At 59.7% G+C, this 14,615-nt stretch carries 18 protein-coding genes; 1 reads left to right on the forward strand and 17 read right to left on the reverse strand.

The window, feature by feature from the left end:
• Window positions 1-35: 35 nt before the first annotated feature.
• The 5 genes from bshB1 to RIN49_RS02705 form a co-directional block, all read right to left on the reverse strand.
• Complete coding sequence (gene bshB1, locus RIN49_RS02685; RefSeq protein ID WP_309118628.1) at window positions 36-743, reverse strand: bacillithiol biosynthesis deacetylase BshB1; 708 nt, start codon at window positions 741-743, stop codon at window positions 36-38.
• Complete coding sequence (locus RIN49_RS02690; protein ID WP_309118629.1) at window positions 730-1,134, reverse strand: methylglyoxal synthase; 405 nt, start codon at window positions 1,132-1,134, stop codon at window positions 730-732. The genes bshB1 and RIN49_RS02690 overlap by 14 nt, the downstream gene beginning before the upstream one ends.
• A 28-nt stretch (window positions 1,135-1,162) precedes the next feature.
• Window positions 1,163-1,969, reverse strand: coding sequence for a 4-hydroxy-tetrahydrodipicolinate reductase (dapB, locus tag RIN49_RS02695; RefSeq protein WP_309118630.1), 807 nt, complete (start codon window positions 1,967-1,969; stop codon window positions 1,163-1,165).
• Entirely contained in the window at window positions 1,966-2,487 is a 522-nt protein-coding gene (locus tag RIN49_RS02700) for a tetratricopeptide repeat protein (protein WP_309118631.1), read from the reverse strand. The genes dapB and RIN49_RS02700 overlap by 4 nt, the downstream gene beginning before the upstream one ends.
• Before the next feature lie 69 nt (window positions 2,488-2,556).
• The gene (locus RIN49_RS02705) at window positions 2,557-2,886 is read right to left on the reverse strand and encodes a nucleotide pyrophosphohydrolase (RefSeq protein WP_309118632.1); all 330 of its coding nucleotides are present in this window, start codon (window positions 2,884-2,886) and stop codon (window positions 2,557-2,559) included.
• A gap of 198 nt (window positions 2,887-3,084) precedes the next feature.
• On the opposite strand from RIN49_RS02705, the gene RIN49_RS02710 reads away from it, so the two are divergent.
• Window positions 3,085-3,972 (forward strand): YitT family protein, encoded by an 888-nt coding sequence (locus RIN49_RS02710; RefSeq protein WP_309118633.1) that lies wholly within the window; start codon window positions 3,085-3,087, stop codon window positions 3,970-3,972.
• 14 nt (window positions 3,973-3,986) lie between these two features.
• Here RIN49_RS02710 and RIN49_RS02715 read toward each other — a convergent pair whose 3' ends face one another.
• The 12 genes from RIN49_RS02715 to hisC form a co-directional block, all read right to left on the reverse strand.
• Complete coding sequence (locus RIN49_RS02715) at window positions 3,987-4,874, reverse strand: sporulation protein YpjB (RefSeq protein ID WP_309118634.1); 888 nt, start codon at window positions 4,872-4,874, stop codon at window positions 3,987-3,989.
• 43 nt (window positions 4,875-4,917) lie between these two features.
• Window positions 4,918-5,595, reverse strand: coding sequence for a DUF1405 domain-containing protein (locus RIN49_RS02720; RefSeq protein WP_309118635.1), 678 nt, complete (start codon window positions 5,593-5,595; stop codon window positions 4,918-4,920).
• A 72-nt stretch (window positions 5,596-5,667) separates the two neighbouring features.
• Entirely contained in the window at window positions 5,668-6,576 is a 909-nt protein-coding gene (locus RIN49_RS02725) for a menaquinol-cytochrome c reductase cytochrome b/c subunit (RefSeq protein ID WP_309118636.1), read from the reverse strand.
• A gap of 19 nt (window positions 6,577-6,595) precedes the next feature.
• Window positions 6,596-7,267, reverse strand: coding sequence for a menaquinol-cytochrome c reductase cytochrome b subunit (qcrB, locus tag RIN49_RS02730; RefSeq protein ID WP_138193354.1), 672 nt, complete (start codon window positions 7,265-7,267; stop codon window positions 6,596-6,598).
• 18 nt (window positions 7,268-7,285) lie between these two features.
• The gene (locus tag RIN49_RS02735) at window positions 7,286-7,831 is read right to left on the reverse strand and encodes a QcrA and Rieske domain-containing protein (RefSeq protein ID WP_309118637.1); all 546 of its coding nucleotides are present in this window, start codon (window positions 7,829-7,831) and stop codon (window positions 7,286-7,288) included.
• 183 nt (window positions 7,832-8,014) lie between these two features.
• Window positions 8,015-8,452: a DUF2487 family protein gene (locus RIN49_RS02740; RefSeq protein WP_309118638.1), complete on the reverse strand. Its 438-nt coding sequence runs from the start codon at window positions 8,450-8,452 to the stop codon at window positions 8,015-8,017.
• Between the two features lie 153 nt (window positions 8,453-8,605).
• Complete coding sequence (locus RIN49_RS02745) at window positions 8,606-8,797, reverse strand: IDEAL domain-containing protein (RefSeq protein WP_138193351.1); 192 nt, start codon at window positions 8,795-8,797, stop codon at window positions 8,606-8,608.
• A 167-nt stretch (window positions 8,798-8,964) separates the two neighbouring features.
• The gene (locus RIN49_RS02750; protein ID WP_309118639.1) at window positions 8,965-10,257 is read right to left on the reverse strand and encodes a hypothetical protein; all 1,293 of its coding nucleotides are present in this window, start codon (window positions 10,255-10,257) and stop codon (window positions 8,965-8,967) included.
• A 164-nt stretch (window positions 10,258-10,421) separates the two neighbouring features.
• Window positions 10,422-11,030: an anti-sigma factor family protein gene (locus tag RIN49_RS02755; protein WP_309118640.1), complete on the reverse strand. Its 609-nt coding sequence runs from the start codon at window positions 11,028-11,030 to the stop codon at window positions 10,422-10,424.
• Complete coding sequence (locus RIN49_RS02760; RefSeq protein ID WP_309118641.1) at window positions 11,027-11,620, reverse strand: RNA polymerase sigma factor; 594 nt, start codon at window positions 11,618-11,620, stop codon at window positions 11,027-11,029. The genes RIN49_RS02755 and RIN49_RS02760 overlap by 4 nt, the downstream gene beginning before the upstream one ends.
• A gap of 740 nt (window positions 11,621-12,360) precedes the next feature.
• On the reverse strand, window positions 12,361-13,452 hold the full coding sequence (locus tag RIN49_RS02765; protein ID WP_309118642.1) for a prephenate dehydrogenase: 1,092 nt from the start codon (window positions 13,450-13,452) through the stop codon (window positions 12,361-12,363).
• A complete protein-coding gene (gene hisC / locus RIN49_RS02770) occupies window positions 13,449-14,558 on the reverse strand; it encodes a histidinol-phosphate transaminase (RefSeq protein WP_309118643.1) in 1,110 nt (369 codons plus the stop codon). The genes RIN49_RS02765 and hisC overlap by 4 nt, the downstream gene beginning before the upstream one ends.
• Window positions 14,559-14,615: the final 57 nt, after the last annotated feature.

Raw genomic sequence — 14,615 nt, forward strand, 5'->3', positions numbered from 1 at the left:
CGATTCTTATCTTTCTTTATATATGTGCAATCCCGTCAAAATAGAGTCAGAAGCTGCGGTTGCTTCGTCGCGAACCCTTCGGCGTACCGCACGCCGAGCGCGTTGCCCAGCAAGCTGTCGCGCTGCTCCACCTTCCGTAAATACCCTTGGGTGAGCGGCGTCGCGACGGCGTCGTCGCCCGTCGGCTCGAACTGGCTCCGGTACGCGGCGAGCGATGCCGTCTTGGCTTCGTAATAGTCCGTTACGTCGACGGCGACGTCCGCGCGGTCCGTGTCGTTGATGAAATAAAAATAAAGCCGTTCGATCGTCCAAGCGGGGACGTCCGGCATCCATCGGCGCAGCTTCGCGTTGAACGCCGCCGCTTCGATCAAAGCGCTGCACGCGACATGATCGGGATGGCGGTCCTTCCAATAGGGGGCGAAGACGAACCGAGGGCGACGCTCGCGGATTTCCCGCACGACGCGCTCCAACTGTCCCGCGTCGCCGACGAGCCCGCGGTCGGGCAGCCCGAGATTGGACCGGTACGCAAGGCCGAGCGCCCGAGAAGCCGCTTCCGCCTCTTCCGCGCGGAGCGTCGGATTGCCGTTCGACGACAGCTCCGCCCGCGTCAAGTCGCAGACGCCGACGCGCAGCCCGGCGGCCGCGTGTTTCGCCATCGTGCCGGCCATGCCGATCTCCGCGTCGTCGGGATGAGCGCCGAAGACGAGCAGGTCGAGCGCTTCGGCGTCGTTACGCCTCTCCATGGACAACCTCGCGCCAGTCCAAGTCGCCGCGCTCGATCGCTTTCACGAGCACCTCGGCGGTGCCGAGATTCGTCGCGAGCGGAATGTTATGCACGTCGCATAACCGAAGCAGCGCGATAATGTCCGGCTCGTGCGGCTGCGCCATCAGCGGGTCCCGCAGGAAAATAATCAAATCCATCTCGTTCTGAGCGATCATGGCGCCGATCTGCTGGTCGCCGCCGAGCGGCCCCGATAGGAACCGATGCACCGTCAGCTTCGTATTCTCCATGATGCGTTGACCGGTCGTCCCGGTCGCGAACAACCGGTGCCGCGACAACACTTGCTCGTAAGCGATGGCGAAATCGACCATCTCTTCTTTTTTGCGGTCGTGCGCGATCAATGAAATATTCATGCCGTACCCTCCTAGTCGTCCCCTCGTGTCAGTCCATCATGTGTTCGAAGCCGTACACCATGCCCGTCGTCTCCATCACCTTGCGCACCGCCGTCGCGACGCCGGGCATATATCCCGCCCGATCGTACGAATCGTGACGAATTTTCAACGTCTGGCCGAAGGCGCCGAAGACGACCTCCTGCTGGGCGAACACCCCGGGCAGCCGCACGCTGTGAATGCGGAAGCCGTCGTACTCGCCTCCGCGGGATCCCGGAATGGTCTCGTGTTCGTTCGGATTGCCCTGCTTCATTCGGGCCCGCGTTTGCGAGACGAGCTCCGCCGTCTTGACCGCAGTGCCCGAGGGCGCGTCCAGCTTCTGGTCGCCATGATATTCGATGATCTCCAGATGCGGGAAATATTTCGCCGCTTCCTGCGCGAACTTCATCATCAGGATCGCCCCGATCGAGAAGTTCGGCGCGATCAAGCCGCCGATCCCCGCGTCCCGGCACAGCATGTCCAAATCCGAAATATGGTCGGGCGTAAACCCCGTCGTGCCCATGACCGGGCGCACGCGACGTTCGATCGCTATGTATGCGTGGCGGAGCGCCAGCTGCGGCGTCGTAAAGTCGACGAGTACGTCGGCTCGGACGGCGCTCAGCGACTCCTCCAGATCGTGTTCGACCTCGATCCCACAAGCCGGCAAGCCGACGAGCTCGCCCGCGTCTTTGCCGCGGGCAGACGGCGATATCGCCGCCGCCAATTCGAAATCGGGTTCGCTAAGCACCAGTTTGACGACCTCTCGGCCCATCCGGCCGCCCGCGCCGGCAACCGCCACGCGTATTTTCCGTTCGTTCATGTCCGTTCCTCCAAATAAACCGCGAATGATGACTTGATTTGTTCCAGCAGTGCCGACGCCGTCCGGTGATTCGGGGAGAGCTCCAGGAGCTCCTTCAGCGCGGCCATGGCCGACGTATACTCCTCCATGCGATACAGCGTCGAAGCGAGCAGTACGTAGGCCCCTTCTTCCAGCGGATCCAACGCGAGCGCCTGACGCAAATACGTCGTCGCGAGCGCGTCGCCCGCCGGTCCTTCCGCGATCAGCCGCTCCGCCGTCGCGATCAGCTGCTTGGCCTCCAGCGTACGCACTTGAATGCCGTACTCCGCGCCGTCCGGGGCAAGCGACGCCGCCTTGCGTGCATGCGCGAGCGCTTCGTCGATCCGCCCGCTGCGCGCGTACGTGATCGACAGCTTATAGTGATAATCCGGATTATCCGGATCTTGCTCGATCGCTTTGTGGAACCATTCCACCGCTTGCTCGAAATGCTGCCCGAGGATCGATTCATAAGCCTTCTGCAATTCCTTCTCGCCGCTCATCGTGACCACCTCCTTTGCGGATGACCAACGTGCAAGGGATGATGGTACAGCATATTCGCGATGCGAAGCTTAGGTGTCCCGTTTCGTCCAACGATTCGCGTCGCGCGTGTTGAATTTCTCGAGCACCATCTCGTGCGCTTTCTGAAGGTCGATGCCGAGCGAATTCGCGAAACAAATGACGATAAACATGATGTCGCCGAGCTCGTATTCGATGGAATTGTCCGCTTCGCCCTGCTTCTTCGGCTTCTCGCCGTACGTATGATTCACCTCGCGCGCGAGCTCGCCGACTTCTTCGGTCATGCGGGCGAGCATCGAGAGCGGGCTGAAATAACCTTCCTTAAACTGCGAGATGTACGCGTCGACTTCCTTCTGCATCTCCCGCATCGACTTGTCCGACATTGGGCTTTCCCCGCCTTTCCGGTCTCCTGCGCGACCATCCTGAGGTTTATCCCTATGTTACTGCAAAGCAGGGGGATTGCACAAGAATGGAAGCGCGGCGCTTTCGGGCTTGTTTTTTGAACGGTGGATGAAAACAATGGTACAATAAACGCGAACGAAACCGACTTTCCAAACTCTCGAAAAGAATAGGTGTTCCCGATGCGTATCCAGAACGGTATCAAACTAGCGAAGCAATTGTTTCCCATCATGCTCGGAACGGCGATCTACGCTTTCGGCATCCATTATTTCATCGTCCCGAACGAATTGACGGAAGGCGGCGTCACCGGCATCTCCATCCTGCTCAACTACGCGTTCGGCGTACCGCTCTCGGTGTCCACGCTGCTGCTCAACATCCCGTTGTTCATTATCGGGTGGAGGCTGCTGGGCCGCAAGGGTATGCTGTTGACCGGCTTCGGCACGCTGTCCTTGACTCTCTTCCTCTATATCATGGAGCGCGTGCTTCATATGGGATTCATCGTCCCGTTCGCGACGGAGGACGATTTGTTCCTCGCCTCGCTCTATGCGGGGGTCACGCTCGGCGCGGGGCTCGGCATCGTGTTTCGCTTCGGGGGAACGACCGGAGGCGTCGACATTTTGGCGCGGATCGTCAATCGGACGAAGGGCTGGAGCATCGGACAGTTCTTCTTGTATTTCGACGCGATCGTGATCTCCGTGTCGCTGCTGTTCATCTCCATGGAGCGAGTGCTGTACACGCTCGTCGTCGTCTTCGTCGCGGCCAAGATCATCGACGTCATCCAACAAGGGGAATACGCGGCGCGGGCGTTCACGGTCATCTCCGAACGGACGCAGGACATCTCGAAGCAGATTATGCTCGAGCTCGATCGAGGCGTGACGCTCATTCCGGCGAAGGGCGCCTTCACCGGGCAGCCGAAGGAGATGCTGTATTGCGTCGTCTATCGTCACGAAACCCGGCGTCTCGAACGGATCGTACGCCAAGCCGATCCCCGGGCTTTCATCATCGTATCGGAGGTTCAGGACGTTCTCGGGGAAGGCTTCAAATCCGAAGATCCCGGTTCGGACAAATAAAAAAAGGCGAGGCCTCAGCCTCGCCCTTCGAAATCCCGCTCCGTCTTCACTCTCGCCACGCCTTGATCGGCCTCGTACCGTCTCCACGCGACGTAGGTAAGCACCGAGACGATGAACGCCCCGAGTCCCAACGACCAGAGAATCGGATGAGGCGGCTCCGCCGTCGGCGCGAGCGGCGTGACCGTCGTCTCCCGGTCCTGCTCCGCGAACACTTCCCCGAGCGCCGCCTCCAAGTTCGGCATCGCCTGCCGAAGACCGTCCCAATCACCCGAACGCAAGGCGTTCGTCAGGAACGCCGTGATCGAATCGAGCTTCACCGCGTCGGATGCGCTGCGAGACACGACGACGGCGGGACGGACGATCGTCAGATGCCCCCGCCACGATGCGAGCGCTTCGCTCGCCGCCGGGTCGTTCCTCGACTCGACGGCCATCGCCATCTTCTCCAGATCGCCTGTAAGCGTATCGCGGAAGCCGAGCCACATCGGCTGCTCCCGATGCGACAACGCGTCCACCGCGAGCCGTGCGGTGGCGACCTTCAGCGTCGTCGACTGACGGTCCGGAGACGACGCGTTCAATGCGCGCATCGCCGCGTTGATCGAACCGGTCACCGCTTCGATGCCTTCCACGGTCGCCAGCCCTTCGTACGACAACTTCGTCGATAAGACGGACAATTGCGCGACGCGAACCTTCGTCTGCTCCAGGTCGCCCTTTTGCACGCTCTGGTACGCCCCTTCGGCGGCTTCGTTCATTAATCGCATCGTCTGCCGCTGTACGTCCGTTACGACCTTCTTCGCTTCCGCTTCCGGGACCGGCTCGTCCGATCCGCAGCCGGCCGCGAACAGCAGCGTCGCCGCGCCGGCCGCGATCAAGGCGTAACGGCGAAATCGCCCGAAAAACACCATAGGACATCCCTCCTATCATCATGATATGGAGGGATGTCCCGGTTTAGACGCGATATTTTGCGGCAAGACGTACGCCGAAGAAGGCGCAAGCGATGCCGAGGACGGAGAGCGCTACGGTAAACAGCTGCACCTCGCCGACATTGTCGTACAGCGGCGCGGGCAAATACGGGAATACGCCGAACGAGTAATCGATGAAGTCGTTCGTCAGCGTCCATACCGCACCGATCGCGACCGCGAGCGCCGTGAAACGGTAGAAGCGCATGTAGAGCAGCGCCTCGATCGCCATCGCCGAGTGGGATATCACTAGCATCCACTCCTGCCACACGATCGTATCCCCTTGCGAAGCGCCCCAGAAGATGATCGATACCGCCCAGACGCCGTATTTCACCTGCGTAATGACGGCGAGCCCTTCCCAGACGCCCCGCCAGCTGAGCGGAGAGCCGGCTCCGGCAGGCTTCAGCGTCTCTACGCCTCGGCGCGCCCGCGATGCGTCGCGAATCAAATACCAGATCGTAACGCTGAAGAACAAACTCGCCGTCGGACTGTCGGGCACGAACACGACCAACCATTCCCCGTACTCGTTCCAAGTCCGTACCAGCTGCCCTCGGTACCATTCGTATCCGTACAGCGTGCCTAAGACGTTGACCCACAGCAACGCATGCAGAAACCAAGGGGAGAGCAGCAGCGAACGGCTCCAAATCCAAGAAATTCGGTCGATCACCCGCGGATTCACTCCTTAAGAAAATCGACCCGACCGCGGTTAGGCGATCGGGTCGATGCTATGTCGTTACGCTTAATGCGCCGCCGGCGCTTCCTTGCCTTCGTTCTCTGCCTTCTGCAGCGCGAGCCAAGCGATCAAGGAATCCATTTCTTCTTCGGTGAGACCTTGCTTCAGGTTCTCGTCGTATTGCGGCGCCATGCCGCCCTTGCCATTATGCACGATATCCGCGATTTCCTCTTCCGTATACTTGTCGCCGATGCCGATGAGGACGGCCGCGCCGCCTCTCAGGTCGGTGCCGTGGCATTGCACGCAAGTAGCCTTCTGATAAATCTCGGCTGCCGGGTCGTCCGCGAACACGATCGATTCCGCTTCCTTCGGCGGTTCTTCGCCGGCTTTCAGCGCTTCCCGCTCTTCCCGCATCTTCTCTTCGCGCTCGATATGCTCCGGCACGATGCCGTTCACTTCGAGCTCGTGTTGGTAGTGCGTCCAAGACACGTTCGTCAAGTAGACGATCGCCGCGAGCGACAAGAGCATCATCGCGGACGTCACCGGACGCCGATAGAAGCGGCGCTCGGGAGAGCGGTCAAGGAACGGAGCGAGCAGCAAGCCGCCGAACGCAAGGCCCGGGATGCCCACCGTGCCGAGCACGATGAACTGATCGGACATATATGGGTACTTCAGCAGCTGGTACATGAACAAGAAGTACCAGTCCGGCATCGGAATGAAGCCGGTGTTCGTCGGATCCGCCGGATAGCCGAGCGGCGCCGGGTGGGAAACCACAAGCACGAGCACCCCGACCAAGAACACGCACCCGACCATCCATTCCTTCAACAGGAAGTTCGGGATGAACGCTTCGGACTTGCCTGGGAACGCCGTATAATCGCGCGGCGTATATACCTTCGTAGGCTTCGGGACCCTTGAGTCTCCGACGTAAACAATCTTTTCGTTGTTGTCGTTACCGTTATGATGCGAACCGGCCATAGCTAATGTTACCCCCTTATCACAACGGTCCGGAGATGCCCTGCTTCCGAATCAGGAAGAAGTGCCCCGCGAGAAGCGCAAGCAGAACAGCCGGTAAGAAGAATACGTGCAATGCGAAGAATCGAGCGATCGTCTGCGCGCCTACGATGTCGCCGCCCTGTAAGAACACCTTGATCGATTCGCCGATGAACGGCACGGACGCCGCGATCTGAATGCCGACCTTGGTCGCGAAGTACGCTTTGTTGTCCCACGGGAGCAAGTATCCGGTGAAGCCGAGACCGAGCATGACGCCGAAGATCAGCATCCCGACGACCCAGTTCATCTCGCGCGGATGTTTGTACGAACCCGTGAAGAACACGCGAAGCGTGTGCAGGAACATCATGACGATAACGAGGCTCGCGCCCCAGTGGTGCATGCCGCGGACGATGACGCCGAACGCGACCTTATGCTGCAAGTAGTCGACGGACGCGTAGGCGTTCACGATATCCGGGACGTAGTACATCGTCAGGAACATCCCCGACAAAATTTGAATGACGGTGATGAAGAACGTCAACCCGCCGAAGCAATAAACGAACGCGGAGAAGTGATGCGCCGGGTTTACGTGCTCCGGCACCTCGTGGTCCGCCACGTCCCTCCAGATCGGCGTAATGTCGAGACGTTCGTCGATCCAGTTGTATACGGTTTTTAACATGCGACTTTACGCCTCCTCTTACACCCGTTCGTTCGGTTTGATCGGTCCTAAGTATACGAAGCCTTCTTGAATCTCTACCTGGTATTCGTCCAGCGGCGCCGGCGCGATGGCCAAGTTCTTGCCTTCTTTCGTGTAGTGCGCGCCGTGACATGGACAGAAATACTGGTTCTGGTACTCCGCGTTCGTGTTCCAGTTCACCGCGCAGCCCAAGTGCTTGCACACCGGAGACAGCGCGAAGACGTTGCCTTCCGCGTCTTTGGAAATCCATGCGACCATTTCCGGATCGCTTTCGTACCATCCGTCCACTTGATGCACGTTGAACGTGAACGACGCCGGCTCTTCTGTAATCTTGTCGACCTCGACCACCTTCACGAGCGTGCCCGCGCCTTTCGCCTGGAGCACCGGATCAACGGCAAAACGGAGCATCGGGATGACGACGCCTGCCGCCATGAACGCGCTGGCCCCGCCAAGCGTATAGGAAAGAAACTGACGGCGGGACATCTCGCGCCGCTTCGTCTCCTTGTGTTCGGACTCGTGGTTTCCATGTTGTTGATGTTCGCTCATATTCGGTTACCCCCCTTTGCCGAAACCTGTCAAATCTTGCCTTGAAAATTGCACATGCAAAGTCATAATTATAATAGCTTACGGCATAGGGGGCGTCAAGAAAGCGGAACTCGGCAAACCGCCGTTGCGCCGCGTTCCTCGGAAAACTGTTGCGAAATTGTCACAACTCGCCCCAGATCCGGATCACGCGTCCGCTCCGCTCCACATTCCTTCGATCGTCCGCTTCGCGAAGGAGCGATATAACTCGCTCGGCGCCTCCTGCGATTCGGGCTCCGGCCCCAATACCGCGGACGCGTTCCGTACGGTCAAGCTCCGCAGCCTCGATTCCCCCGTCACGACGACGCAGTACCGGAAGCCGCTTCGCTTCAGGCGCTCGCACAGCTCGTCCGCCAGCGCGGCGAGCGACTCGTCGTCCGCCGCGTAATGAAGCGCCGGGTACGTTACGACGCGTCCTCGGTACGCTTGCTCGATCGGGTCCAGCGCGTCGCGCAGCCGCTCCAGCGCCGCCGTCGCCTCGTGCGGCGACTCCTTCCCCGTCAGTCCGCTAAGGGGCAGCAGCGCCGTGTCCAGATACGGCTGCAGCTCCGCCCACCGCTCTCGTTCGATCTCGCTGAATTTCATCTTCGATCCCGCCTCGTGTCCCCATTCCGTCCGGATCCGCGTTTCCGCCGCCGGACACTCCCCTCAATCTATCACAATCGCGGGGCGGACACCACCGGCGAACCCAAAAAGGTCTATGCCCGTCGGACATAGACCGATTCCCTTGTCGAATCGCTATGCGATGCCCTGCAACGACCGAAGCTCGCTCGTCAATAACAGGAACGCCGCTTCGTCCCCCTGCGCCAAAGCCCTATCGATCTCGCGATACAGTTCTTTCTCCCGGTAGTCGCGTATGGCTTTGTCCACGATCAGTTCCGCCATTAGCAGTCGGAACGCTTCGTTAGCCGGAACCATTTTATTATCCATACGTCACCCTCCATCCCTTGAAGACGCACGCCCCCTGCGACGGACCTCGCGAATCGTCGGAGCGTATCCTTCTAGAAAAATTATATTCGTCGGGCGAGGCGCCGACGAAGGCGAATACCCTCTTGTCGTTGGAATATGCACTTGCCCGGCGGCGAGCGAACGCCGCGTTACGGCGCCGCCTCCGGAGCCGCGTCGGCCGGCAGCGCGATCTTCTCGTCGTCCGGCACGTACACGCCCCGCACGATGCTGCTGCCGAGCTTCGTCATCTCGACCACGGTGCCTTCTTCCGGGTGCTCGCCGATGCGGAGCAGCCCTTGGTGCATCATCATCAGCACGATCCGAGTCGTGAGAATCGATTCCGGAGAATCGTAATAATACGGCTTGATCAGAGGCGTCAGCACCCGCGATAACGTCTCCAACGTCACCCAGCGTCCGGCCAGCCGTTCGATCCAATGCACGAGCGTTTGCACGTTATGGATGGGGTTCTTGTACAGCTTCAGCCAAAATTGATACACGGCTCCGGGATCCGCCGGCCGACCTTCGAGAAGCTGGGCGCGGCCCTTCTCGGTCAACAGCAGCATCCCGTCCGCTTCCTCGATCAGGTTGTTATAGAAACAATAATCGTAAATCAGGGAGAAGCGATTGGGGTAATCTTTAATTTTCCGCCCGTACCCGAACCGCCACCCGCCCTTGCCCACCAACTCCTCTTTCACGTTGAACGTCTCCAGAATCATCTGCTGGGAACGCTTGTACATCGTGCCCTCGGCGTTCAGCTCCACCTCGTACCGATCCGCGAACGACAGCAATTTGCCGATATCCTCCACGAGCATCCGCTGCTCGTCCCGGTAGGCGCTCGGCTCGTCGATGACGCGAAGCTGCTTTTGGAACGCGCGGGCCAGGGAATCGCCGAATCGCCGCTTCAAGTCCGCCGGCACCTGGTATAAATACTTCGTATGATGGGAATACCCGTTAAACAGCCACCCTTGATGCGCGAATTTCACGATCATTTGCCGGGGACTCCATTGCGGAGGCTCGGGCTCCGCGGGCGGCTTCGCCTTTTTCGACTCCCGCTTCTTCGACTCTTTCTTCGCAGGCTTGGCGTCTTCCCGGCCGCGCAGGTCGACCGTGATCGTCGACAGAATTTCGCTTCCCGCCTCCGAAGGCGCGGTTCCGATCGCGGCCGGCTTCGCCGCTTCGTAGCGGCTGATCTGCGCCCTTGCCAGCAGTTCCTCGAGCGAATAGGCGTCTCTCGGATCGAAGACGAGCGAATTCAGAAACCGGATGTCTTCCACCGACAGCGTCTCGACATACCGTTCAAACACGTCCTTGCGATTTAAGGTGTTGAGGATCGACTGAATCAATTCTCTCTTGGAGTTCGTGTTGCAATCGCATGCGTAATGATCGGCGATTCGGTTCAACTGGTGAATGTCCGCATAGCTCAGCATGTCAGCTAAATTCATCGTTTGACGTCCCGCCTTTCGAATTCTCTTGCTTTTGTTACCCATTATTGGGCATTTTGCAAAAAGTATTCGCCGGGAAGCATCTTTTTTCGAATTTTGGGCACAAAAAGAGACGCCTCGTTGCAGGCGCCTTCCTCGAATCGGTATGCCATTGTCGTCGTCGCTTACGCCCGGACCCGGGCGAGCCAGTTCATCGTGAGGAGGGCGCAGATGAGCCCCAGCATCGATAAAACGAAGAGATAATCGGGGTAAGAATCCACGACCGACAAGCCCAGTACGACCGGATCTCCGATCGAAGCGACCGGTACTCCTTCGATGCCCGCCAGCGCGAACTCGTTCGTCTCGCCGCCCCCGAGGGCGTTGACGCTCATGAGACCCGAGCTCGGCAGCGCCGCCCCGTTCGCGTCCGGCCACAGCAATCGGTATAAGAACGCGCAGCCGAACATCGCCAGGCAGCCGGCAACGATCGACAGCAGCCTTAACCGCAGGCGATGCGGAATCGAATGCAGCCGATCCGCCACCGGCAGCCGCCAGCCTTCGTCGGCGTAGATGCGGTCCATGACGCCGGCGGATACCTTCCCGCGCTCCGGCAGCTCGAACGATTCGCTCCACTCCACGTTCTGGAGCAACTCGCCGCTCTCCCGCCACAGCTCGAACTCTTCCGCGCAAGCCGCGCAGCGCTTCACGTGCTCGTCTACGCGAACGCGGCTCCAGTCGCCTTCCGGCTTATCCCAATATTCGGGCATCGACTCCCGGATCTCTTCGCACTTCATCGTTGTTTCATCCCTTCATATTCCTCTAGGATCGGTTCCCCCACGTAAGACTCCAATTGCGTCTTGACGCTAGCTCTAGCCCGGAACAACAACGATTTGACGGATGATACGGTTTGCCCGAGAATGTTCGCGATTTCTTGGTAATCCATTCCGTCATACTCACGCAAGATCAATGCGGAACGCTGCTTCTCCGGCAAGCTGTTGATCGCTTCGCGCACCTTCTGAACCTTCTCGCTTCGGAGCACGGTTTGTTCCGGCAGCGCCTCCGTCGACGTGATCGGCTCGTACCCGCTGTCCTCCAGATACACGTTGCCGTTCCGATTTTTCCGGAGCTCGCTGAGCACCGTGTTTCGGGCGATCGTGTACAGCCAAGTCGAGAACGACGCCTCCACCTCCCGGAACGAGTGTAAGCTCCGGTATGCCTTGTAGAACGTCTCCTGACACATATCTTCGGCCATGTGATCCATGCGCGAATTTTTCAACATATGGTAGATGAAAAGCAGGATTTTCCGCTCGTAACGCGTGACCAGTTCCTTATAGAGCTGAACGTTGCCGTCCTTGATTTCCCGAATCAGCTGGGAATCGGTCATGGAAAACCTCCTTGCCGGTTTCCGTGCGCGATTCCGTTCGGCTACAAGTGTATACCATCCCCGAACGGAAAAGTTGCGGTACCTTATCTCATAAAATGAATTAGTTCGAATCGCCTATTGTCAACATTTCGATATGTAAAGATAATTCGTGTTTCTTCGTTGAAATCCTGCTAAATTCGACAATTCCCAACGTTCCCCTCCTTCCGCCAAACCCTAGTGTACTAGAAATTCCATATATTGACTATCCCTATTTGGAAAATATCACCGAAATTAGCGATCCAGCAGGGGAAAATGGCAAAAAAAAGACCGCCTCGCGGCGGTTGCACATAGTGCCATATATCGGATAGGAGTGGAGAGAAACCATACTGTACTTTTAGTATATGTATCCGTTTTCATTTTGTCAACAGTTTTTTTAAAACGCTTTCAGCTGTTTTTGCGACGATCGCCTTCCTCCTTCCCGCCGCCTTCCGTCGCGTTCCCTTCAACCGCGCGCCGCCCGTTTGTCGCCCTCGTGGTAGGCCGTCAGCGAGCCTGGAGGCGTCGGAAGCCCCCGAACTAGGGATATCGACATTCCTTCGACTACGGCCCCTTCGCGGCTGCCAGCGCGCCATTCCGACGCCTGTGCGGCGTCCCCTTAGCCAGCCGAGCGAAAGGAATTCGGGGACAAGGAGGCGAAAAACGAGCGCCTCCCCCGTTCTGCGATAAAAAAAGCCGCCCCTCGACGGGACGGCTGACAAATCCTAATAGTGCACGGGATAGCCTTCTTGTTCCAACAGCGTCTTCGCGCGCACCAAGTCGTCCTCGTTGCCGAACGACAGCCGCAACGATCCCGGTCCGCCCGGCGTCGGCTCCAAGATGCCGATGTTCCGCAAATTAATGCGCCGGCTGCCGAGCATCGTCGTCAGCTTGCCGATCGTGCCGGGCTCGTCCGCCACCTGCACGTAAAACTCGTAATGCGTCGTCGCGATCCCGACCCGACGCTCCGGCAGCGCGCTGCGGAACGCGGAGGCCGTGCGGAACTGCGCCGCGATGCCTTCTCCGTCTTCCGCGCGGAGGATGTCCATGAACCGCTCCGTCTCCGAAATCCATGCCTGCAACAGCTCCAGCAGCACTTCGCGGTTGCTCACGCAGATGTCGCGCCATATCGTCGGATCGGCCGAAGCGATCCGCGTGATGTCGCGAAAGCCCCCGGCGGCCAGCTTCTCGTAGCCGTCGTCCGACTCGCCCAAGCGCGCGACCAAGTTGACGAGCATCGCCGCGACGATGTGCGGCAGGTGGCTGACCGCCCCGACGATCCCGTCGTGCGTGCGCGCGTCCATCCGGACGAGCTTCGCGTTCGTATGCTCAAGCAGCTCCACCAGCGCGTCGTAGGACGCTTCCGGCGTCGCGGGCGTCGGAGTCAATACGTAGTAGGCGTTCTCGAACAGCTTCGACGTCGCGGCTTCGACGCCGGAGCGCTCCTTGCCGGCCATCGGATGGCCGCCGATGAAGGCCGCGCCGCCGAACGAGAGCCGCGAAGCCGCCTCGACGATCTCGCCCTTCGTGCTGCCGACGTCGGTAATGACCGCGCCAGGCTTCAACGGGCAGCGGGACAACGCCTCCAAATAATCGTTCAGCATGCCGACCGGCACGCACAGAAACAAAAAGTCGGCATCGGCCGCCGCTTCCTCGAGCGACGTCGTCCCTTCGTCGACGACGCCGCGATCCACGCACTTCCGCACCGATTCGGACCTCGGCGAGTGGCCCACGACGCGGAAGCCGGGGCGCCCCTTGAAGCACAGCGCCAGCGACCCGCCGATAAGCCCTACTCCGAAAATCGCGATTTTCGTCATTCGGCGGCCACAGCCGTCTCTTGCAGCACGGCCGTCAACGCTTCGATGAACGTCCGATTTTGCGCTTCGGACCCGACCGTCACGCGAATCATGGTCGGGAACCCGATCGAGGCCGTGTGGCCTCCGCGAACGATGACGCCTTTCTTCAGTAGCTCCTCGTACACCGTCTTGGCGTCGCGCGCGCAATCGACCAATACGAAGTTGCCGTGCGCCGGGAAGCTGCGCAGGCCGAGGCGATCGAACTGCTCCCGCAGGTACGCGATGCCGGCGGCGTTCGCCTTGCGGCAGCTGTCGATGAACGCTTGATCCTGCACGGCGGCGAGCGCCGCGGCTTGCGCGAAGCCGGTCGTATTGAACGGCTCCCGCACTTGATTGATCGACTTGATCAATTCCGGTCTGCCGATGCCGTAGCCGATGCGCAGGCTCGCGAGTCCGTACGCCTTCGAGAACGTGCGCAGCGCGATGACGTTCGGGTACTTCTTCACAAGCTCGAGCCCGTTCGGGAAACGCTCGTCGACGACGTACTCGACGTACGCCTCGTCCAAGACGACCATCACGCTCGACGGCACGCGCGCCAGGAACGATTCGACTTCGTCCTTCGTGACGATCGTGCTCGTCGGGTTGTTCGGGTTGCATACCCATACGACCTTGGTCTTGTCCGTAACGGCGGCAAGCATCGCCTCGAGGTCGTGCGTCCCGTCCTTCAGCGGCACTTCGACGACCGTCGCGCCTTCGATCTCCGCGTTATGACGATATTGCGGGAACGTCCGGTCCGCCATAATCGTCTCGTCGCCCGGCGACAGGTATGCCCGCGCGATCATGAGGATCACTTCGTCGGAGCCCGCGCCGAAGACGATCTGATCCGGCGACACGCCGTGCAGCGCGGAGAGCGCGCTTTTCAGTTCGACGCTGGCGCCGTCCGGGTAGATGTTCGCTTGATCCACGTGCGCGATGATCGCTTCTTTCGCCTTCGGCGAGCAGCCGAACGGATTTTCGTTGGAAGCGAGCTTGATAACGTCGGTCAACCCGAGCTCCCGCTTCACTTCGTCGATCGGTTTGCCGGGCTGGTATACCGGCAGGTGCATGATTCTCGCTTTCGGTTGCATCCTCGAACCCACTCCTAACCCCATACTGTCATGTGAAAATAATACAACCATTGTATC

It is taken from the genome of Paenibacillus sp. (assembly GCF_031177825.1).
In the GTDB taxonomy this organism is placed as follows: Bacteria; Bacillota; Bacilli; order Paenibacillales; family YIM-B00363; genus Paenibacillus_AE.